Annotated in this window: 19 protein-coding genes; 16 read left to right on the top strand and 3 right to left on the bottom strand. The window is 64.1% G+C overall.

What is annotated here, in order from left to right; all coding sequences use genetic code 11:
• Nucleotides 1–91 precede the first annotated feature (91 nt).
• From mdh to lpdA, 10 genes are all read left to right on the top strand, one after another.
• On the top strand, nt 92–1,054 hold the full coding sequence (gene mdh / locus ACO06R_RS03760) for a malate dehydrogenase (RefSeq protein WP_421856230.1): 963 nt from the start codon (nt 92–94) through the stop codon (nt 1,052–1,054).
• Between the two features lie 10 nt (nt 1,055–1,064).
• Nucleotides 1,065–1,682, top strand: a complete 618-nt coding sequence (locus ACO06R_RS03765) for a hypothetical protein (RefSeq protein ID WP_421856233.1) — start codon at nt 1,065–1,067, stop codon at nt 1,680–1,682.
• Between the two features lie 49 nt (nt 1,683–1,731).
• Nucleotides 1,732–2,928 (top strand): ADP-forming succinate--CoA ligase subunit beta, encoded by a 1,197-nt coding sequence (gene sucC / locus ACO06R_RS03770; protein WP_421856236.1) that lies wholly within the window; start codon nt 1,732–1,734, stop codon nt 2,926–2,928.
• Nucleotides 2,929–2,933: 5 nt separating this feature from the next.
• Nucleotides 2,934–3,854, top strand: a complete 921-nt coding sequence (sucD, locus tag ACO06R_RS03775) for a succinate--CoA ligase subunit alpha (protein ID WP_421856239.1) — start codon at nt 2,934–2,936, stop codon at nt 3,852–3,854.
• 133 nt (nt 3,855–3,987) lie between these two features.
• The gene (locus ACO06R_RS03780; protein WP_421856242.1) at nt 3,988–6,975 is read left to right on the top strand and encodes a 2-oxoglutarate dehydrogenase E1 component; all 2,988 of its coding nucleotides are present in this window, start codon (nt 3,988–3,990) and stop codon (nt 6,973–6,975) included.
• Between the two features lie 42 nt (nt 6,976–7,017).
• On the top strand, nt 7,018–8,247 hold the full coding sequence (gene odhB, locus ACO06R_RS03785; protein WP_421856245.1) for a 2-oxoglutarate dehydrogenase complex dihydrolipoyllysine-residue succinyltransferase: 1,230 nt from the start codon (nt 7,018–7,020) through the stop codon (nt 8,245–8,247).
• 36 nt (nt 8,248–8,283) lie between these two features.
• Nucleotides 8,284–8,898 (top strand): LysE family translocator, encoded by a 615-nt coding sequence (locus ACO06R_RS03790; protein ID WP_421856248.1) that lies wholly within the window; start codon nt 8,284–8,286, stop codon nt 8,896–8,898.
• 53 nt (nt 8,899–8,951) lie between these two features.
• Nucleotides 8,952–9,707 carry an SDR family oxidoreductase gene (locus tag ACO06R_RS03795; RefSeq protein WP_421856251.1) on the top strand — a complete coding sequence of 252 codons (756 nt, stop codon included), beginning with the start codon at nt 8,952–8,954 and terminating at the stop codon, nt 9,705–9,707.
• 8 nt (nt 9,708–9,715) lie between these two features.
• A complete protein-coding gene (locus ACO06R_RS03800; protein ID WP_421856254.1) occupies nt 9,716–10,732 on the top strand; it encodes a hypothetical protein in 1,017 nt (338 codons plus the stop codon).
• Nucleotides 10,719–12,131, top strand: coding sequence for a dihydrolipoyl dehydrogenase (gene lpdA / locus ACO06R_RS03805; RefSeq protein WP_421856257.1), 1,413 nt, complete (start codon nt 10,719–10,721; stop codon nt 12,129–12,131). Before ACO06R_RS03800 ends, lpdA begins: the two co-directional genes overlap by 14 nt.
• 72 nt (nt 12,132–12,203) lie before the next feature.
• On the opposite strand, the gene ACO06R_RS03810 is transcribed toward lpdA, so the two are convergent.
• The 3 genes from ACO06R_RS03810 to ACO06R_RS03820 form a co-directional block, all read right to left on the bottom strand.
• Nucleotides 12,204–12,410: a hypothetical protein gene (locus tag ACO06R_RS03810; RefSeq protein WP_421856260.1), complete on the bottom strand. Its 207-nt coding sequence runs from the start codon at nt 12,408–12,410 to the stop codon at nt 12,204–12,206.
• A 116-nt stretch (nt 12,411–12,526) separates the two neighbouring features.
• Nucleotides 12,527–13,606, bottom strand: coding sequence for a TraB/GumN family protein (locus tag ACO06R_RS03815; RefSeq protein ID WP_421856262.1), 1,080 nt, complete (start codon nt 13,604–13,606; stop codon nt 12,527–12,529).
• 64 nt (nt 13,607–13,670) lie between these two features.
• Nucleotides 13,671–14,618, bottom strand: a complete 948-nt coding sequence (locus ACO06R_RS03820) for a tyrosine recombinase XerC (protein ID WP_421856265.1) — start codon at nt 14,616–14,618, stop codon at nt 13,671–13,673.
• 129 nt (nt 14,619–14,747) lie between these two features.
• Between ACO06R_RS03820 and rimM the strand changes: the two genes are divergently transcribed.
• The 6 genes from rimM to ACO06R_RS03850 all read left to right on the top strand — a co-directional run bounded on the left by rimM (nt 14,748) and on the right by ACO06R_RS03850 (nt 18,985).
• A complete protein-coding gene (rimM, locus tag ACO06R_RS03825) occupies nt 14,748–15,308 on the top strand; it encodes a ribosome maturation factor RimM (RefSeq protein WP_421856268.1) in 561 nt (186 codons plus the stop codon).
• Complete coding sequence (gene trmD / locus ACO06R_RS03830) at nt 15,305–16,009, top strand: tRNA (guanosine(37)-N1)-methyltransferase TrmD (protein WP_421856271.1); 705 nt, start codon at nt 15,305–15,307, stop codon at nt 16,007–16,009. The genes rimM and trmD overlap by 4 nt, the downstream gene beginning before the upstream one ends.
• Nucleotides 16,010–16,181: 172 nt before the next feature.
• Nucleotides 16,182–16,724, top strand: coding sequence for a 50S ribosomal protein L19 (rplS, locus tag ACO06R_RS03835; protein ID WP_421856274.1), 543 nt, complete (start codon nt 16,182–16,184; stop codon nt 16,722–16,724).
• Between the two features lie 142 nt (nt 16,725–16,866).
• Nucleotides 16,867–17,664, top strand: a complete 798-nt coding sequence (locus ACO06R_RS03840; RefSeq protein ID WP_421856277.1) for a transporter substrate-binding domain-containing protein — start codon at nt 16,867–16,869, stop codon at nt 17,662–17,664.
• 6 nt (nt 17,665–17,670) lie between these two features.
• Entirely contained in the window at nt 17,671–18,183 is a 513-nt protein-coding gene (locus ACO06R_RS03845) for a GNAT family N-acetyltransferase (RefSeq protein WP_421856280.1), read from the top strand.
• On the top strand, nt 18,173–18,985 hold the full coding sequence (locus ACO06R_RS03850) for an amino acid ABC transporter permease (RefSeq protein ID WP_421856283.1): 813 nt from the start codon (nt 18,173–18,175) through the stop codon (nt 18,983–18,985). Before ACO06R_RS03845 ends, ACO06R_RS03850 begins: the two co-directional genes overlap by 11 nt.
• Nucleotides 18,986–19,005: the final 20 nt, after the last annotated feature.

A 19,005-nucleotide genomic window follows, 5' to 3' on the forward strand; every position in this document is an offset into this window, starting at 1 on the left:
GCATCGCCGTTAATCGCGGTCCGTCCAGCGGGCGGCCAGCCTGCATTGTCACTCTCTGACCGGAAACACCCAGACCTGGAAAAGCTCTCACATGGCACGTAACAAAATCGCCCTTATCGGCTCTGGAATGATCGGCGGCACGCTCGCCCACATGATCGGTTTGAAAGAACTGGGCGATGTCGTCCTGTTCGATATCGCGGAAGGCATCCCGCAGGGCAAAGGACTCGATATCGCCGAGTCCTCGCCTGTCGACGGCTTCGACGCGAAGTTTACCGGCGCCAATTCCTACGAGGCCATCAAGGGCGCGGACGTGTGCATCGTCACCGCTGGCGTGGCGCGCAAGCCGGGCATGAGCCGCGACGACCTGCTCGGTATCAATTTGAAGGTGATGGAACAGGTCGGCGCCGGCATCAAGAAATACGCGCCGAACGCTTTCGTCATCTGCATCACCAATCCGCTCGACGCGATGGTTTGGGCCTTGCAGCAGTTCTCCGGCCTGCCGAAGAACAAAGTGGTCGGCATGGCCGGCGTGCTGGATTCGGCGCGCTTCCGCCACTTCCTCGCCGAGGAGTTCGATGTCTCGGTGGAAGATGTGAGCGCCTTCGTGCTCGGCGGCCACGGCGACACGATGGTGCCGCTGGCGCGCTACTCCACGGTTGCCGGCATTCCGCTGACCGACCTGATCAAAATGGGCTGGGTGTCCAAGGCGCGGCTCGACGAGATCATCCAGCGCACCCGCGACGGTGGCGCCGAGATCGTCGGTCTCCTGAAGACCGGTTCGGCCTACTACGCGCCGGCCTCGTCGGCAGTCGCCATGGCCGAAGCCTATCTGAAGGACAAGAAGCGGGTGCTGCCTTGCGCTGCGCATCTCGACGGTCAGTACGGCGTCAAGGACATGTATGTCGGCGTACCGACGGTGATCGGCGCCAATGGCGTGGAGCGGGTCATCGAGATCGCGCTCAACAAGACCGAGCAGAAACAGTTCGACAAGTCGGTGGGTGCGGTTGCCGGGCTGTGTGAGGCCTGTCGCGGTATCGCGCCGAACCTGAAATAGGAACGGCGCGGTGTCGGACAGCCCCGGTCCCTTTCCGCGACGCATTCCCCGGTTGACCGCCGCCGTTCTGGCGGCGGGACTGGCGTCGCCTGTTTTAGCGGCCAACGCTGCCGACAGCGTCTACACGGATCTCGACCTCGACGCCTGCACCGTCGTCTCGTCCGACGAGGAGAGCGGCGGCGTCGACCTCTTGTGTGCGGGCTATGGCAACTGGCCGGTTTTTGTCGCCGAAGGCGATCTGCGCATGGATGTCGATTTCGGGGTGAAGAACCAGGCTTTCCAGACCTTCGGGCCGTTCAACTACGTCCACAAGGTGGTCGAATGGCGGGTCGAAAACGGCGTGCCCTTCGCGGCGATCCTGCGCTTCTTCGTGGAAACCGGCATGAATGGCAACCAGCAGAAGGGCCAGGTGCTGTTGGTTTCCAAGGTCGGCCAACCCGGCGCGCCGGGCTGTCCCGTAGCAGCGGTCGACACCAAGACGGTCGAGCAGGCCAATGGCGTGGCGCGCGGTCTTGCCGCGCTGGCGCCGTTGTTTAACTGCGCCGTCGACAATCCGGTCGCGGTCGGCGCGCCCGACAGTTTCGCATTCTCTTTCTACGGAGCGGTGGCGGAGGGTTCGTCGCAATGACGGCTGCCGCGCTCCTTACCATCCGATCTTTTCAACAGAGGAAAGTTTCATGAACATTCATGAATACCAGGCCAAGCGGCTGCTGCACGCCTATGGCGCGCCTGTCGCTGGCGGTGTGGCGGTCTATTCCGTCGAGCAGGCGGAAGAGTGGGCGAACAAGCTGCCCGGGCCGCTCTATGTGGTCAAAAGCCAGATCCATGCCGGCGGCCGCGGCAAGGGCAAGTTCAAGGAGCTGTCCGAGGACGCCAAAGGCGGCGTGCGGCTGGCCAAGTCGGTCGAGGAAGTCGTCGAGAACGCCAAGGAGATGCTCGGCAACACGCTGGTGACCAAGCAGACCGGCCCGGCCGGCAAGCAGGTCAACCGCCTTTATATCGAGGACGGCGCCGACATCGACCGCGAGCTTTATCTGTCGATCCTGATCGACCGCACGGTCGGCCGTCCGGCCTTCGTCGTCTCCACCGAGGGTGGCATGGACATCGAGGCGGTCGCCGAGGAAACCCCGGACAAGATCCTGACGCTGGCCATCGATCCGGAGACCGGCATCACCGAGGCCGACTGCAAGAAGCTGAACAAGGCGCTGAAGCTGACCAAAGACGCCGCCAAGGATGGGCTGAACCTGTTCCCGATCCTCTACAAGGCGTTCACCGAGAAGGACATGAGCCTGCTCGAGGTCAACCCGCTGATCGTTATGAAGGACGGCCGCCTGCGTGTGCTCGACGCCAAGGTGTCGTTCGACGGCAACGCGCTGTTCCGCCACGACGACATCATGGAACTGCGCGACAAGTCCGAAGAGGACGAGAAGGAGATCGAGGCTTCCAAGCACGATCTCGCCTATGTGGCGCTCGACGGCGACATTGGCTGCATGGTCAACGGCGCTGGCCTTGCCATGGCGACGATGGACATCATCAAGCTCTACGGCAAGGAGCCGGCGAACTTCCTGGATGTCGGCGGCGGCGCGTCGAAGGAGAAGGTCACCGCGGCCTTCAAGATCATCACCGCCGACCCGAACGTCAAAGGCATTCTGGTCAACATTTTCGGCGGCATCATGCGCTGCGACGTGATCGCGGAAGGCGTGGTCGCAGCGGTCAAGGAAGTCGGCCTGAAGGTGCCGCTGGTGGTTCGCCTTGAAGGCACCAATGTCGAAAAGGGCAAGCAGATCATCAACGAATCCGGCCTCAACGTCATCGCCGCCGACGATCTCGACGACGCGGCTCAGAAGATCGTCAAAGCGGTCGAGGGGAACTGAGTTTCATGTCCATACTCGTCAACAAAGACACCAAGGTCCTCGTGCAGGGCCTGACCGGCAAGACCGGGACTTTCCACACCGAGCAGGCGCTTGCCTATCACGGCACCCAGATGGTTGCCGGTATCCACCCAAAAAAGGGCGGCGAGACCTGGACGGCCGGCGAAGGCGCTGGCGAGAAGGTCGGCGCGGAACTGCCGATTTTCGCCTCGGTCGCCGAAGCCAAGGAGGCGACCGGTGCCGATGCGTCGGTGATCTACGTGCCGCCGGCGGGCGCAGGTGCGGCGATCATCGAGGCGATCGACGCGGAAATCCCGCTCATCGTCTGCATAACGGAAGGCATTCCGGTGATGGACATGGTCAAGGTCAAGGCGAAGCTCGACAAGTCGAAATCGCGGCTGATCGGCCCGAACTGCCCCGGCGTGCTGACGCCGGAAGCCTGCAAGATCGGCATCATGCCGGGCTCGATCTTCCGGCCGGGCAGCGTCGGCATCCTGTCGCGCTCGGGCACGCTGACCTACGAGGCCGTTTTCCAGACCTCCAATGAAGGTCTCGGCCAGACGACCGCCGTCGGCATTGGCGGCGACCCGGTCAAGGGCACCGAGTTCATCGACATGCTGGAAATGTTCCTCGCCGACGACGCCACCGAGTCGATCATCATGATCGGCGAAATCGGCGGTTCGGCGGAAGAGGAAGCCGCGCAGTTCCTGAAGGACGAGGCCGCCAAGGGGCGCTCGAAGCCGATGGTCGGCTTCATCGCCGGCCGCACGGCGCCGCCCGGACGCACCATGGGCCATGCCGGCGCGGTGATCTCTGGCGGCAAGGGCGGCGCGGACGACAAGATCGCGGCGATGGAAGCAGCCGGGATTCGCGTTTCGCCGTCGCCGGCACAGCTCGGCAAGACACTGGTCGAAGTGCTGAAGGGCTGATCGACCGATCCGTTCCGGGCGGTCCGCCGCCCGGAGCATCGAGGAAGGGAAAAGCGGCTTGAACCGGTCGCGCAGACAAGCCGCAAGGCAAGACAAACCCAGGAGAGGCCGCGAGGCCCGCAAGGTGACGCAAATGGCACGCACCGACGATCTGAACGACATTTTCGCACAGACATCGTTCCTCTATGGCGGCAACGCCCACTACATCGAGGAATTGTACGCGCAGTACCAGACCAACCCGTTCTCGGTGTCCGAGGAATGGCAAAACTTCTTTCGCGATCTGCGCGATGCGCCGGAAGATGTCCGCAAGAATGCGCGTGGCGCCTCCTGGGAACGCGACAACTGGCCGCCGACACCGAATGGCGAATTGACCTCGGCGCTCGACGGCAACTGGGCCGAGGTCGAGGCCCATATGGGCGCCAAGCTGAAGGAAAAGGCGCAGACCGCGGGCACGCCCACATCGGACGCCGACGTGCTGCAGGCACAGCGCGATTCGGTGCGCGCGATCATGATGATCCGCGCCTACCGCATGCGCGGTCACCTGCACGCCAATCTCGACCCGCTCGGGCTCGCCGGTCTCAAGGAAGACTACAACGAACTGCACCCGTCGGCCTACGGCTTCACCGAGGCCGATTACGACCGCAAGATCTTCATCGACCACGTGCTCGGGCTGGAATACGCGACTATCCCGGAGATGCTGTCGATCCTGAAGCGGACCTATTGCTCGACCATCGGCGTGGAGTTCATGCACATCTCCAATCCGGAGGAGAAGTCGTGGATCCAGCAGCGCATCGAGGGTCCTGACAAGGGCGTCGAGTTCACCGCCAATGGCAAGAAGGCGATCCTGCAGAAGCTGGTCGAGTCGGAAGGCTTCGAGCAGTTCATCGACGTCAAGTACAAGGGCACCAAGCGCTTCGGCCTCGATGGCGGCGAGTCGCTAATCCCGGCGCTGGAGCAGATCATCAAGCGCGGCGGCGCGATGGGCCTGAAGGACATCGTTCTCGGCATGGCGCACCGCGGCCGCCTCAACGTGCTCAGCCAGGTGATGGCCAAGCCGCACCGCGCCATCTTCAACGAATTCAAGGGCGGGTCATTTGCTCCCGACGATGTCGAGGGATCGGGCGACGTCAAGTATCACCTCGGCGCTTCGTCCGACCGCGAGTTCGATGGCAACAAGGTACACCTGTCGCTGACCGCCAACCCGTCGCATCTGGAGATCGTTGATCCGGTGGTGATGGGCAAGGCGCGCGCCAAGCAGGACCAGATCGCCGGAGGCGCGCAACGCGATGAGGTCGTGCCGCTCGACCAGCGCGCCAAGGTGCTGCCGCTTCTGATCCACGGTGACGCGGCCTTCGCCGGCCAGGGCGTCGTGCCGGAGTGCCTCGGCCTGTCGGCGCTGCGCGGCCACCGGGTCGCCGGAACGCTGCATTTCATCATCAACAACCAGATCGGCTTTACCACCAATCCGCGTTTTTCGCGGTCGTCGCCTTACCCGTCGGATGTGGCCAAGATGATCGAGGCGCCGATCTTCCACGTCAACGCCGACGATCCGGAAGCCGTCGTCTACGCCGCCAAGGTTGCGATCGAATTCCGCATGCTGTTCCGCAAGCCGGTCGTCATCGACATGTTCTGCTATCGCCGCTTCGGCCACAATGAGGGCGACGAGCCGGCGTTCACCCAGCCGCTCATGTACCGCACCATCCGCGCCCACAAGACGACGGCGCAGATCTATGCAGACCAACTGATCGGCGAAGGGCTGATCACCGTCGACGAATACGACAAGCTGAAATCCGACTGGCGCGAGAACCTCGAAATCGAGTTCCAGGCCGGCGACGCCTACAAGCCAAACAAGGCCGACTGGCTGGATGGCGCTTGGTCGGGCCTGTCGAAGGCCGACAACCAGGACGAGCGGCGGCGCGGCAAGACGGCGGTGCCGATGAAGATGCTGAAGGATATCGGCAAGAAGCTGACGACCGTTCCCGAAGACTTCAACGCCCATCGCACCATCCGGCGTTTCATGGACAACCGCGCCAAGATGATCGAGACCGGCGAGGGCATCGATTGGGCGACAGCCGAGGCGCTGGCCTTCGGCTCGTTGTGCCAGGAGGGCTACGGCGTGCGGCTGTCCGGCCAGGACTGCGAACGCGGCACGTTCTCGCAGCGCCATTCGGTGCTGTACGACCAGGACAGCGAAACGCGCTATGTGCCGCTGAACAGCATCGCCGCCGGCCAGGGCCGGTACGAGGTCATCAATTCGATGCTGTCGGAGGAGGCCGTGCTCGGTTTCGAGTATGGCTACTCGCTGGCCGAGCCGAACGGCCTGACGCTGTGGGAGGCGCAGTTCGGCGACTTCGCCAACGGCGCGCAGGTGGTGTTCGACCAGTTCATCTCTTCGGGCGAGCGCAAATGGCTGCGCATGAGCGGCCTTGTCTGTCTGCTGCCGCATGGCTTCGAGGGTCAGGGGCCGGAACATTCGTCGGCGCGGCTGGAGCGGTTCCTGCAGATGTGTGCCGAAGACAACATGCAGGTCGCCAACTGTTCGACGCCGGCCAACTACTTCCATATCCTGCGCCGCCAGCTGAAGCGTGATTTCCGCAAACCGCTGATCCTGATGACGCCGAAGTCGCTGTTGCGCCACAAGCGCGCCGTGTCGACGCTAAGCGAGATGTCGGGCGAGAGCGCCTTCCACCGCCTGCTGTGGGACGATGCGGAATACCGCAAGGGCGAATCGATCAAGCTGGTCACCGATTCCAAGATCCGCCGCGTCGTGATGTGCACCGGCAAGGTCTATTACGACCTCTACGAGGAGCGCGAGGCGCGCGGTGTCAACGACATCTACCTATTGCGCCTGGAGCAGCTTTATCCGTTCCCGGCCAAGGCGCTGATCACCGAACTGTCGCGGTTCAAGAACGCCGAGATGGTATGGTGTCAGGAAGAGCCGAAGAACATGGGTTCCTGGGCCTTCATCGATCCCTATCTGGAATGGGTGCTGGCGCACATCAACGCCAAGCATCAGCGGGTCCGCTACACCGGCCGCGCCGCCGCGGCGTCGCCGGCGACCGGACTGATGTCGAAACACAAGGAGCAACTGGCCGCATTCCTCGAAGACGCGCTCGGTTGATCGACGGGAAGAAACGGTTTCAAGGGTTGGAAAGACTGGAACATGGCAAAAGAAATACGCGTTCCCACTCTCGGTGAATCGGTCACCGAGGCGACAATCGGCCAGTGGTTCAAGAAGGTCGGCGACGCCGTCGCCGACGGCGAGACGCTGCTCGAACTGGAAACGGACAAGGTGACGCTGGAAGTTCCGGCGCCGGCTGCCGGGACACTTGGCCAGATCGTCGCCAATGAGGGCGATACGGTCGAGGTCGATGCGCTGCTCGGCATACTGGAGGAAGGCGCGGGCGCACCGGCTGCCGCGGCCAAACCGGCGGAAGCGGCCACAGCCGCTCCGGCGCCGGCCCCGGAAGCCAAGCCCGAGAGCGGACCGGCCATGCAGCCTTCGCCGTCCGCGGCCAAGATGATCGCCGACAACAAGCTCGATGGCGGCGCCATTGCCGGTTCGGGCAAACGCGGCCAGGTGTTGAAAGGCGATGTCATCGACGCGATTGCCAGCGGCTCCGCAGCCGCACCCGCAGCGGCTCCGGCCGAGGCGCCGCAGGTCGCCCGCGCGGCGTCGCCTGAAGCCGACCAGCAGCGCGAGGAGCGGGTGCGCATGACCAAGCTGCGCCAGACGATCGCCCGGCGCCTGAAGGATGCGCAAAACACGGCGGCCATGCTGACCACCTATAACGAGGTGGACATGACGGCGGTGATGGAGCTGCGCAAGAAGTACAAGGACCTGTTCGAGAAGAAGCACGGCGTGAAGCTCGGCTTCATGGGCTTCTTCACCAAGGCGGTAACGCATGCGCTGCAGGAAGTGCCCGCGGTCAATGCCGAGATCGACGGCACCGACATCATCTACAAGCACTTCTGCCACATCGGCGTCGCGGTCGGCACCGACAAGGGCCTTGTCGTACCGGTGGTGCGCGATGCCGACGCCATGTCGATTGCCGAGGTCGAGAAGGAAATCGGCCGGCTCGGCAAGGCGGCGCGCGACGGCAAGCTCGGCATGGCCGACATGCAGGGCGGCACCTTCACCATCTCCAATGGCGGCGTCTACGGTTCGCTTATGTCCTCGCCGATCCTCAATGCGCCGCAGTCGGGCATCCTGGGCATGCACAAGATCCAGGAACGCCCGATGGCCATCGGAGGCCAGGTGGTGATCCGCCCGATGATGTATCTGGCGCTCTCCTACGATCACCGCATCGTCGACGGCAAGGAAGCGGTGACCTTCCTGGTGCGGGTCAAGGAGAGCTTGGAAGACCCCGAGCGGCTGGTTCTGGACCTTTAGGCCCTTCTGCTCCGGGTCCGGCGCAGGAGGCCGGCCATGAGTTTGGAGTTCATGATCACGGCATTGATCGTGGTGCTGATACCGGGGACCGGCGTGCTCTACACGCTGGCCATAGGATTGGGGAAAGGCCGGCGCGCCAGCATCGCTGCCGCCGTCGGCTGCACCTTCGGGATCCTGCCGTCCGTCATCGCCTCGGTGCTGGGCCTGTCGGCGCTGCTGCACACCAGCGCATTGGTGTTCCAGGCGCTCAAGATCGCCGGCGTGGCCTATCTCCTCTACCTCGCCTGGCAGACGCTGCAGTCGGCCGGGCCGCTCAACCTCAAGCCGGACACCGATGACGGCAAGTCCTGGCTCGGTATTGCGGTCACCGCGGCGTTGATCAATGTGCTCAACCCTAAACTGACCGTGTTCTTCATGGCGTTCCTGCCGCAATTCGTTTCGCCTTCGACCCCCAGTCCGGTCATTGCAATGCTGACAATGGGCGCGGTCTTCATGGCGATGACCTTCGCCGTGTTCGTGGTCTACGGACAGTTCGCCGGGCTGGTCGGCCAGCGGCTCCTGAAAAGCGAGCGGGCGATGGCCTGGATGCGCCGGTCGGTCGCCGCGACATTTGCTGCCTTCGGCGTCCGTCTGGCGCTGGCCGAACGTTAGGGACGGGCGATGCACGAGCCGGCAAAAGTCCCCGATCTTTCCGGATGGCCGGGATGAGCGCGGCCGGCAAAACCTTGCTCGTGACCGGCGGCTCGCGCGGCATCGGCGCGGCGACGGCGGTCGAGGCGGGAAAGCGCGGCTGGCGCGTCGCCGTCAACTACGCAAATGACGAAAGGGCTGCGAGCGACGTTGTCGCGCAAGTCGAGGCGGCAGGCAGCGAAGCCTTCCCAATCCGCGCCGACATCGCGCGCGAAGACGAGACCGTTTCGATGTTCGCGGCGGTTGACGAAAGCTGGGGCCGGCTCGACGGGCTGGTCAACAATGCGGGTGTCGTCAATATTCCAGCGCGGGTCGACGAAATGAGCCTGGAGCGGCTAACGCGAATGTTTGCGATCAACATCACCGGTACGTTTCTGTGCGCCCGCGAAGCGGTGAAGTGCATGTCCTTGCGACATGGCGGCGACGGCGGCACAATCGTCAACGTTTCGTCTGCTGCCGCCCTGCGGGGCGGATCTGGGCAATATGTCGACTATGCCGCCACCAAGGGCGCGATCGATACCATGACCGTCGGGCTGGCGCGCGAGGTGGCGGCCGAGGGCATTCGCGTCAACGGGGTTCGGCCCGGGATCATAGATACCGATATTCACGCGTCCGGCGGCAATCCCGGCCGGGCCGCGCAAATGCGGGACGCGATCCCGATAAAGCGCGAGGGCAGCGCGCTCGAGGTTGCGCATGCCATTCACTATCTTCTGTCGGACGAAGCGTCCTATTCGACCGGCGCCATTCTTGATGTGACCGGAGGGCTCTAGGCGCGGTCATGGCCATTGTCGCGATCAGTTCATCGAGGCGCTGGGTGCGTGGCACGCTTGGCAAATTCAACCGCACCACGGCGATCCTCGTCGTGCTGATCGTCGCCGGCGCCGTGATCGCGGTCGGCGCGCGAATGCGCATCGACGCGCTGCTCAGCGTCAATGAAGGAGCGCAACTGGTGTTTGCGGTCGATGAAATCAGGGGCGATTGCGGCACGCCGTCGGTCTATGTGATCCCCGAGGACGGCGGACGGACAAGCCGCTATCGGCTGCTGGTCGATTTCCTCGGCGGGCCGAACCGGTTTCCGATGCTCGGCGGCGGCGACACGGTGGCGGTGCTGAAACTGCCGGAAGCCCGTCCGCCCGGCGTCGGCCTGGGGCGCGGCCTGCCCGACACCTGCGATTACGTGTCGCTGACCGTTTCGGGCGGCTTCGCGCAACACCGTTTCGAGCAGGAATTCGCCGGCTTGCCGCCGATCTCCAGCCGTAACGCCCCCTTCATGTCGATGCAGGAGGGCGATGGCGGCGATCTCAAGCTCGTCTATCGCAGGCCGGACTACCCGACCGCCAATGCCGCGCTTGTCGCCGTCACGCTGGAGGGCGTGGAAGACCGCTTCCAACAAGGGTCGCGGCGGGTGGCGCTGATCAATGCCGGCCCGCGTGACCTCAACGTGTTCGTGCACGAGGAGCCGGGATTCCAGTTCGTCAACGCGCAGGACAACCTGGTCCGTCCGATCGGCGTCAGCCGCGCCTTTGTCGATGTGCATCTTGCCGCTAGCGCAGGCGACAACAGCGCCGTTGTCTACCGCCGCAGCCCGACTGCCGATATCGAACTGCAGCACGACCTGGTCGGCATCTCGACGATCTTCGGCATCGGCGTATCATTGCTTGTCGAAGGTGTGATAGTCCTCGTCATATCGCTTGCGGCGATCGGCGGCAGGCCGGAAAACCTGCTGGTCGGTGCAGACACCATTCCAGATCCATCCAACCAGAAAGAAGTCGGGAACTCCCATGAGCAAGTATGATGTCGTCGTGATCGGTTCGGGGCCTGGCGGATATGTTTGCGCGATCCGCTGTGCACAGCTGGGCCTGAAGACAGCGATCGTGGAGAAGCGCCCCACGCTTGGCGGAACCTGCCTGAATATCGGCTGTATTCCCTCCAAGGCGCTGCTGCATGCTTCCGAGATGTTTCATACCGCCGAGCACGATTTGGCGACGCTCGGCGTCCAGACCGGCAAGCCGAAGCTCGATTTGAAGGCGATGATGGCGCACAAGGACGCCACCGTGAAGTCGAATGTCGACGGCGTCGCCTTCCTGATGAAGAAGAACAAGGTCGACGTGCTGACCGGCACCGGCACGGTAGTCGGCGAGGGCAAGCTGACGGTCACCGGCGACGACGGCAAGGCGCAGGATGTCGAGGCGAAGTATATCGTTATCGCCACAGGTTCGGATGTTGCCGGCATTCCGGGCGTCGAGGTCGAATTCGACGAGAAGGTGATCGTTTCGTCGACGGGTGCGCTCGATCTCGCCAGGGTTCCCGGCCATCTGGTGGTCGTCGGCGGCGGCGTGATCGGGCTCGAACTCGGTTCGGTGTGGCGGCGGCTCGGCGCCGAGGTCACCGTGGTCGAATATCTCGACACGATCCTCGGCGGCATGGATGGCGACGTCGCCCGGCAATTCAAGCGCATGCTGGAAAAGCAGGGTATGACATTCAAGCTCGGCAGCAAGGTGACCGGCGTCGCCAAGAAAGGCAAAGGCGCCGAGGTGACCTTCGAGCCGGTCAAGGGCGGCGATGCCGAAACGGTCGCCGCCGATATCGTGTTGGTTGCGACCGGCCGCAGGCCCTACACCGAAGGGCTCGGACTGGAGAATGCCGGCGTCGTCCTCGACAAGGCCGGCCGCGTCGAAATCAACGAGCACTGGCAGACGTCTGTCACCGGGATCTATGCCATCGGCGATGTGATTGCCGGGCCGATGCTGGCCCACAAGGCCGAGGACGAGGGTGCGGCGGTCGCCGAGATCCTTGCCGGCCAACATGGCCATGTGAACTACGACGTCATTCCGGGCGTCGTCTACACCGAGCCGGAAGTCGCCTCGGTCGGCAAGACCGAGGAAGAGCTGAAGGCGGCGGGCGTCGCTTATACCGCCGGCAAGTTCCCGTTCTCGGCCAATGGCCGGGCGCGCGCCATGCTGGCCACCGACGGCTTCGTCAAGATCCTCGCCGACAAGACGACCGACAAGGTACTCGGCGTGCATATCGTCGGGCGCGGCGCCGGCGAGATGATCCACGAGGCGGCGGTGCTGATGGAATTCGGCGGTTCGTCGGAGGATCTGGCGCGCACCTGCCATGCCCATCCGACCATGTCGGAAGCGGTGCGCGAAGCCGCACTTGCGACCGCCTTCGGCAAGCCGATCCACATGTGATCATAACAAGCAAGAACCCCGGTGTTTCACGCGAAACACCGGGGTTCTTCGCTGATGGAGGTCAGCGGACGATCAGGCTTTTTCCCAAGCGTCCAGATATTTGATCAGCCACGCGTCGACCGGCACGCTGGCCACTTCCTGAAGCTCAAGCTTGGAATAGTCGACGGGCGTCTGTTTCTGCGCGACCGTGTCGTGCATCGGACAGGCCATTGCGCTGCCGGCGACGAAGACGGCCGCAAGACCAAGGCCCAGTGCTTTGCAAGACATTCTGCAAGACATGCGCTGCTCCTTCCGTTGCCCGGATTGCGGGCGAGATGAGTGTAACGGCAAGCCGGTTTCGCGCCAAGAGTGCGGTCGATCACGATTTCGCGCGGTGGGCGCGGACCGCGCCGGGTTCAGTTGCCGGCAGTCACCTTGTAGCCCGCCTCGGTAAACAGGCTGACCAGGCCCTTCTCGCCGGGCAGATGCAGCGCACCGACGGCAATGAAGGCATTGCCTTTGTCGATCAGCGCGCGCGAGCGTTCGAGCATATTGTCGTTGCGGATGTTGATCAGCTTTTCCTCGAACTCGGCCATGTGCGTCTCCAGGCCGCCGTCGAGGCCGGTCTGCTCGGAAACGTGGCGCAGCATCGGGAAGATCATGCCGATCTGGCCGTCTTCGTAGAGTTCGATCATCGTTTCGTTGACATCGGCCATGCGGTCGCCGAGCGCGATGGTGTCGACCAGTCCGCGAACATGAAAGTCGAGCGGCAGCGAGGCCATCGCGTCGAGCTGTTCGACCATGGTTTCCAGGCCGATCAACTCCTTGCCGGCTTCCTGCGCCTCACGCGCCAGATCGGCATCGAGGATCTCGCCCCCGGCGTTCTTGCGCTCCATTTCGCATTCCGGCAGCGCAACCATGGCGACCAGCAGCCAGGGTTTCATGCGCTCGACCAGCGGCATCTGGATACCCCGGTCGGCCAGCCCCTGCTTGACCATTTCGCGTTCGGTTTCGGTCAGGAAGTCGGAAATCCGCGTGCCATCGGTGAACATCGTCAGTTCGGGGCGCGAGAACATCGCCTCAGCGGTCTTGTCCGGATCGAGAATATCGGTGGTTTCGATAGCGACGACTTCGGCGGCCTCGAAGGCGCTGCGCACCGGGTCCGGCAAGTTGAGCACGCGCGGATCGGTCATATGGATGGTTCCGAACAGCCACGAAGGGTCGCCGGCTGCGTTCTCGACGCGATAAAAAATCGTCTTGCCGTTCGGCGTGGCCGCGGCCTCGGCCTGCAATGCCGCCAGTGCGGCCGGGTCGGATCGTTCCAGTTCGGCGATGATGTTTTCGCCGTCGCAGGCGCCGGCCGAATGCGCCGGCAGCGATTGGGCGGCGATCGCCAGGATCGTCAGGAAGCTGAGCGCGAAAAACGCGTTGATGGTTCCGATGGCCGCAAGGGCGGCGCCGGAGAGGCGGTCGGCAAGCGCGAGATGTCCGTTCATGGCGTCGGAATTTATCTGAAAACGGCGACGATTTGGTTAAGGCCACCGACGAAATGCCCGTTATTCATGCGCGCGGATGGGCCTTTCGATAGACATCGAGCAGCCGAGCCGCATCGACGCCGGTATAGATCTGCGTGGTCGACAGGCTGGCATGGCCAAGCAGCTCCTGGATGGCGCGCAAATCGCCGCCATTGCCCAGCAGATGGGTGGCGAAAGAGTGCCTGAGCGCATGCGGGGTTGCCGTGTCCGGCAGGCCGAGCGCCGAGCGGAGCTGGCGCATGTCGCGTTGCAGGACACCCGCCTGCAACGCGCCGCCGCGCGCGCCGCGAAACAGCGGCTCGCCCACCTCCAGGAAGTAAGGGCAAAGCTTGCGATAGGTCGCGACCGCCTCGAGCGCCACCGGCAACAGCGGCACCATGCGGCTCTTGCCGCCCTTGCCGGTCACGATCATCGATTTTTGGCTTGGGTCGTCGAGCGTGTCGCCGGTGAGCGCCAGCGCTTCGCCGATGCGCAGGCCGCATCCGTAAAGCAGGGTCAGCACGGCGGCGTTGCGCGCCGCGATCCACGGTTCGTCCTTCATCTGGTTGCCGGCTTCGACGACCCGGCGGGCGTCTTCGGCGGTCAGCGGCTTGGGCAGCGATTTCGGCTGGCGCGGTGCGCGCATCGCCGTAACGGCTGCGCCATTGGCCATGCCGCTTCTCTCCAGATGCCGCACGAAGGAGCGGATGCCGGCAAGGCCGCGGCCGAGGGTGCGGGCGCCCGCGCCGCCAGCGCGCCGGCGGGTCAGGAAGGCGCGATAGTCGGCGGTGCGCAATTTGGCGATGTCGGGGACGCCCGGTGCGCCGCCGAGATGGTCGGCCAGAAAGGCCAGGAATTGCCGCGTGTCGCGTTCATAGGCTTCCACCGTCTTCGGCGCCAGCCGCCGCTCGCCCGTCAGCACCTCCAGCCATGCGGTCCGGGCGGCGGCGAGATCGGGCTTGGCATTGATCGGCGGGGGGGCGGTTTTCGGCATGGCGACATTGTCATCGTCAAAGGTTACCGGGCGCTTGTCTCCGCCACGATAGCACGAACTCGGGCGACGCGCCCCTTGCCCGGCGCGAAAAAGGGTGCTTTCAACGCCGCCTTGAGGAGCATGACAAGCATGACGAAATCCGTGTCACCCGTCCTGATGGCCGTGATCGGCGCGCCGAATGGCGTGCGCGGCGCCTTGCGGGTGAAAACCTATACCGGCGATCCGCTGGCGCTCGGCGATTATGGCACGCTGTATGACGAGGGTGGCAATCCCTTCGACATCACCGAAATCAGGCCGTCGAAGAACGTCGTGATCGTCAGCTTCGAACAGGTCAAGGACCGCCGCGCCGCCGAGGCGCTGAACGGCGTGGAGCTTTTTGTCGACCGCAGCCAGTTGCCCGACGACGAGTTGGACGAGGACGAGTTCTTCGTTGCCGATCTGGTCGGACTAGCAGCCGTCGACGAGGCGGGCGAAGCAATCGGCAAGGTGATCGCGGTGCCGAATTACGGCGCCGGCGACCTGCTGGAAATCGCTCCGGTTACGCCGGGCGGCGGGTTCGCGCGCAAGCGGGCCTTTCTCGTCGCCTTTTCGCGGACGACCGTGCCCGCCATCGATTTCGACGCCGGCACCCTGACACTGGTGCCTCCCGGCGAGATCGAGGCGCGCGGCGACGAGGCGGACGACGAATGAGCTTCGACGCGACCGTCCTGACGCTCTATCCGGACATGTTTCCCGGCACGCTCGGACAGGCGCTGGCCGGCAAGGCGCATGCGCGCGGCGACTGGACGCTTCAGACCGTACAGATCCGCGATTTCGCTACCGACAAGCACCGCAGCGTCGACGATACGCCGGCCGGCGGCGGCGCCGGCATGGTGATGCGCGCCGATATCGTTGCTGCCGCGCTCGACGCCAGCGCCGGACCGGACGATCCGCGCCCGCGCCTGCTGATGAGCCCGCGCGGCGGGCCGTTGACCCAGGATCGCGTGCGCGATCTTGCCGCCGGGCCGGGCGCGGTCATCGTCTGCGGCCGCTTCGAGGGCGTCGACCAGCGGGTGATCGAGGCGCGCGATCTCGAGGAGGTGTCGATCGGCGATTATGTGCTGTCCGGCGGCGAGGTGGCCGCCCAAGTGCTGCTCGACGCGGTGATCCGGCTCTTACCGGGCGTGATGGGCAACGCCACCTCGGGCGACAGCGAGAGCTTTGAGGACGGCTTGCTCGAACATCCGCACTACACGCGCCCGCCGGAGTGGGAAGGGCGTGCGATACCCGACGTGCTGACATCCGGCAATCACGCGAAAATCGAGGCGTGGCGGCGCGAGAAGGCGGAAAAGCTGACGCGGGAGCGAAGGCCCGATCTGCTTGCGCGAACCGATCGCGGGGAGGGGGCGTGACAAACGCCGTATTCTCCTGTATGGACGCGCGGAATTCGGGCCGAAGAGCCCTACTCAACAGCAATTACGAGCACGTGAATACGCTCCGGCCGCAAGGCCAGGCATGACGGTCAGTCGACTTTCGGCCCTTGCAGAGCGCTCTGGCGGTTCAAAAGAACAAGAGGAAAGAACCATGACGGATATCATCCGCCAGCTTGAGGCCGAAGAGGCCGCACGCATTCTCGAAAAGCGCAAGTTCCCGCAGTTCTCCCCTGGCGACACGGTCCGCGTTCAGGTCCGCGTGACGGAAGGCAAGCGCACCCGTCTGCAGGCTTATGAAGGTGTGTGCATCGCGCGTGGCGGTGCCGGCTTCAACGAGAGCTTCACGGTACGCAAGATTTCCTATGGCGAAGGCGTCGAGCGTGTGTTTCCGCTCTATTCGCCGCTGGTCGAGGCCGTCGATGTCGTCCGCCGCGGCAAGGTGCGCCGCGCCAAGCTGTATTACATGCGCGGCCTGACCGGCAAGAAAGCCCGCATCACCGAGAACACCAATGCCCGTTCGCGCAAGCTGAACGATGCCGAGCGCCAGAAGCTCGCCGAGGAAAAGGCGCGCATCGAGGCCGAGAAGATCGCCGCCGCCGAGGCGCTGGCAGCCGAAAAGGCCGCCGAGGAAGCAGCCGAAGCCGCAAAGGCTGCGGAAGCCGCGGCAGCCGAAGCACCGGCAGACAACGCATAAGCGCATTTTCCTGCGATTGCTGGATCGAAAGGCGGGCCCAGCGGCCCGCCTTTTTGTTTGTGCGCTGCACTTGATCGCGGCCCCGGTTTCCTGCCACTGTCGGTCCATGTCCGGCCGTTACCGGAAAACAAGGAGGCACCCGATGATTTCCCGACGCACAGTTCTCGGCGCCTGCGCCGCAATGATGATCGCACCTGCTGTCGCGATGGCGGCGGACGTGCCCGATCTCGGCGGTCGCACGGTCGTTTTCGTGACCGAGAACGCCTATCCGCCGCTGCAATTCATCGACCCGAATACCGGTGACCAGATCGGCTGGGAATATGACGCCGTCACGGCGATTGCCGAGCGGCTCAACATGACGGTGGAATACCAGAACATCTCCTGGGACGCGATGATCCAGGCGGTGTCCGACGGCCAGTACGATGTCGGCATGACCGGCATCACCATCAAGGAAGAGCGCAAGGAGAAGGTCGATTTCTCCGACGCCTATATGCGCTCGGAAATGTTCATGCTGGTGCGCGGCGATGAAGACCGCTTTTCCGACGCCGCGTCGTTTGCCGCCTTCGAAGACGGTCTGGTCGGTGCGCAGGCCGGCACGACGCCGTTCTATGTCGCCGTTTATGACGTGCTCGACGGCAATGAAGCCAATCCGCGCATCAAGCTGTTCGAGACCTTCGGCGCCAGCGTGCAGGCGCTCACGACCGGCGATGTCGATCTGGTGCTGACCGACGGCACCGCCGGCCAGGGCTATGTCTCCGCCTCCGACGGTGCATTGAAGCTCGTCGGCGATCCGCTCGGCACCGAGGATTTCGGCTTCATCTTCCCGAAGGGCTCCGACCTCGTCGAACCAATCAATGCGGCGATCGCCGCGCTGAAAGCCGACGGAACCATCGACGCACTCAACAAGAAGTGGTTCCTCGACTACAAGTTCGGCCAATAGCCGCCGATGGCGGACATCGAACTTGCGGGCTACCGGCCCGGTTCGCTTGCCGGCACGATTGCGCTTCACATGGATTACTACGCCGCCGAATGGGGCTTCGGCGCTGAATTCGAAACCAAGCTCGCCCGTGAAATGGGCGAGTTCGTCGCGCGCATGGATAGCGAAGACGATCTGTTCCTGACCGCCTGGCGCGATGGTGATCTCGTCGGATCGATCACGCTCGATGCGACCGGCGGCGGCGAAATGGGCGCGCATCTGCGCTGGTTCATCGTCGGAATTGCTGCGCGCGGCACCGGGCTGGGCGGCAGGCTGATGGACGAAACCATGCGATTTGCCGACCGGCGCGGCCACCACCGGATGTGGCTGACCACCTTTGCCGGGCTCGATCCGGCCCGCCGGCTCTACGAAAAGCACGGGTTCGAACTGGCGTCGGAAAGCGATGTCGACCAGTGGAGCGGCGGCGTGCGCGAGCAGCTCTTTGTCCGCGACCGTTCGGCGGAGGCCGGCAGTGCGCACTGACGGCGACAGCGAAACCGATTTCCCCTACTGGCTGGTGGCAATCGTCGCGATCGGCGCGGTGCTCAGCTATGTGATCTTCACCAACGACCTTTATTCCAAGGTGTTCAACGCCATTTCACGCGGCGTCGAAATCACGGTTTTCGTCACATTGGTCGGATTTGCGCTCGCCAGCCTCGTCGGCCTGACCGTCGCGATGATGGGCCTGTCGGGATCGTTGGCGTTGCGCCAGATCGCGCGTTTCTATGTCGAGGTCATCCGCGGCGTGCCGATCCTCGTCCTTCTGTTCTACATCGCTTTTGTCGGCGCGCCGGCGCTGGTCTGGCTGATCAATGCGGTCACCGCGCCGTTGCAGGCCGCCGGTCTGATGGACGAAGTGCTGGTGCGCGACATCTCGCTGATGTGGCGGGCCATCCTGGCGCTGATGATCGGTTATTCGGCGTTCATTGCCGAGGTGTTTCGGGCCGGCATTCTGGCAGTCGACAAGGGCCAGATCGAGGCCGCCGAGGCGCTCGGGCTGAATGCGTGGCAGCGGTTCCGGCTGATCGTGTTCCCACAGGCGATCCGCACCATATTGCCGCCGCTCGGCAACGACTTCGTCGCCATGGTCAAGGATTCGTCGCTGGTCTCGGTGCTCGGCGTCGCCGACATCGCGCAGGTCGGCAAGGTCTATGCTGCCGGCTCGTTTCGCTATTTCGAGACCTACTCCATCGTCGCCTATATCTACCTGATCCTGACCATCGGCCTGTCGCTGGCACTCAGAAGGCTGGAATTGCGGCTCCGGCGCGCCGAGGAGAAGCCCTGAGCGGCGGCCGGGTCGCGGGC

Source organism: Oricola sp. (assembly GCF_965230365.1).
Taxonomy (GTDB): Bacteria; Pseudomonadota; Alphaproteobacteria; order Rhizobiales; family Rhizobiaceae; genus Oricola.

Bases quoted from the DNA above. Each gene is read 5' to 3' on its own strand.
- ACO06R_RS03780 (WP_421856242.1), top strand. From the start codon at position 3,988: ATGGCACGCACCGACGATCTGAACGACATTTTCGCACAGACATCGTTC.
- odhB (WP_421856245.1), top strand. From the start codon at position 7,018: ATGGCAAAAGAAATACGCGTTCCCACTCTCGGTGAATCGGTCACCGAG.
- ACO06R_RS03790 (WP_421856248.1), top strand. From the start codon at position 8,284: ATGAGTTTGGAGTTCATGATCACGGCATTGATCGTGGTGCTGATACCG.
- rplS (WP_421856274.1), top strand. From the start codon at position 16,182: ATGACGGATATCATCCGCCAGCTTGAGGCCGAAGAGGCCGCACGCATT.
- mdh (WP_421856230.1), top strand. From the start codon at position 92: ATGGCACGTAACAAAATCGCCCTTATCGGCTCTGGAATGATCGGCGGC.
- ACO06R_RS03840 (WP_421856277.1), top strand. From the start codon at position 16,867: ATGATTTCCCGACGCACAGTTCTCGGCGCCTGCGCCGCAATGATGATC.
- trmD (WP_421856271.1), top strand. From the start codon at position 15,305: ATGAGCTTCGACGCGACCGTCCTGACGCTCTATCCGGACATGTTTCCC.
- ACO06R_RS03810 (WP_421856260.1), bottom strand. From the start codon at position 12,410: ATGTCTTGCAGAATGTCTTGCAAAGCACTGGGCCTTGGTCTTGCGGCC.
- rimM (WP_421856268.1), top strand. From the start codon at position 14,748: ATGACGAAATCCGTGTCACCCGTCCTGATGGCCGTGATCGGCGCGCCG.
- ACO06R_RS03845 (WP_421856280.1), top strand. From the start codon at position 17,671: ATGGCGGACATCGAACTTGCGGGCTACCGGCCCGGTTCGCTTGCCGGC.
- ACO06R_RS03815 (WP_421856262.1), bottom strand. From the start codon at position 13,606: ATGAACGGACATCTCGCGCTTGCCGACCGCCTCTCCGGCGCCGCCCTT.
- ACO06R_RS03795 (WP_421856251.1), top strand. From the start codon at position 8,952: ATGAGCGCGGCCGGCAAAACCTTGCTCGTGACCGGCGGCTCGCGCGGC.
- sucC (WP_421856236.1), top strand. From the start codon at position 1,732: ATGAACATTCATGAATACCAGGCCAAGCGGCTGCTGCACGCCTATGGC.
- sucD (WP_421856239.1), top strand. From the start codon at position 2,934: ATGTCCATACTCGTCAACAAAGACACCAAGGTCCTCGTGCAGGGCCTG.
- lpdA (WP_421856257.1), top strand. From the start codon at position 10,719: ATGAGCAAGTATGATGTCGTCGTGATCGGTTCGGGGCCTGGCGGATAT.
- ACO06R_RS03820 (WP_421856265.1), bottom strand. From the start codon at position 14,618: ATGCCGAAAACCGCCCCCCCGCCGATCAATGCCAAGCCCGATCTCGCC.
- ACO06R_RS03800 (WP_421856254.1), top strand. From the start codon at position 9,716: ATGGCCATTGTCGCGATCAGTTCATCGAGGCGCTGGGTGCGTGGCACG.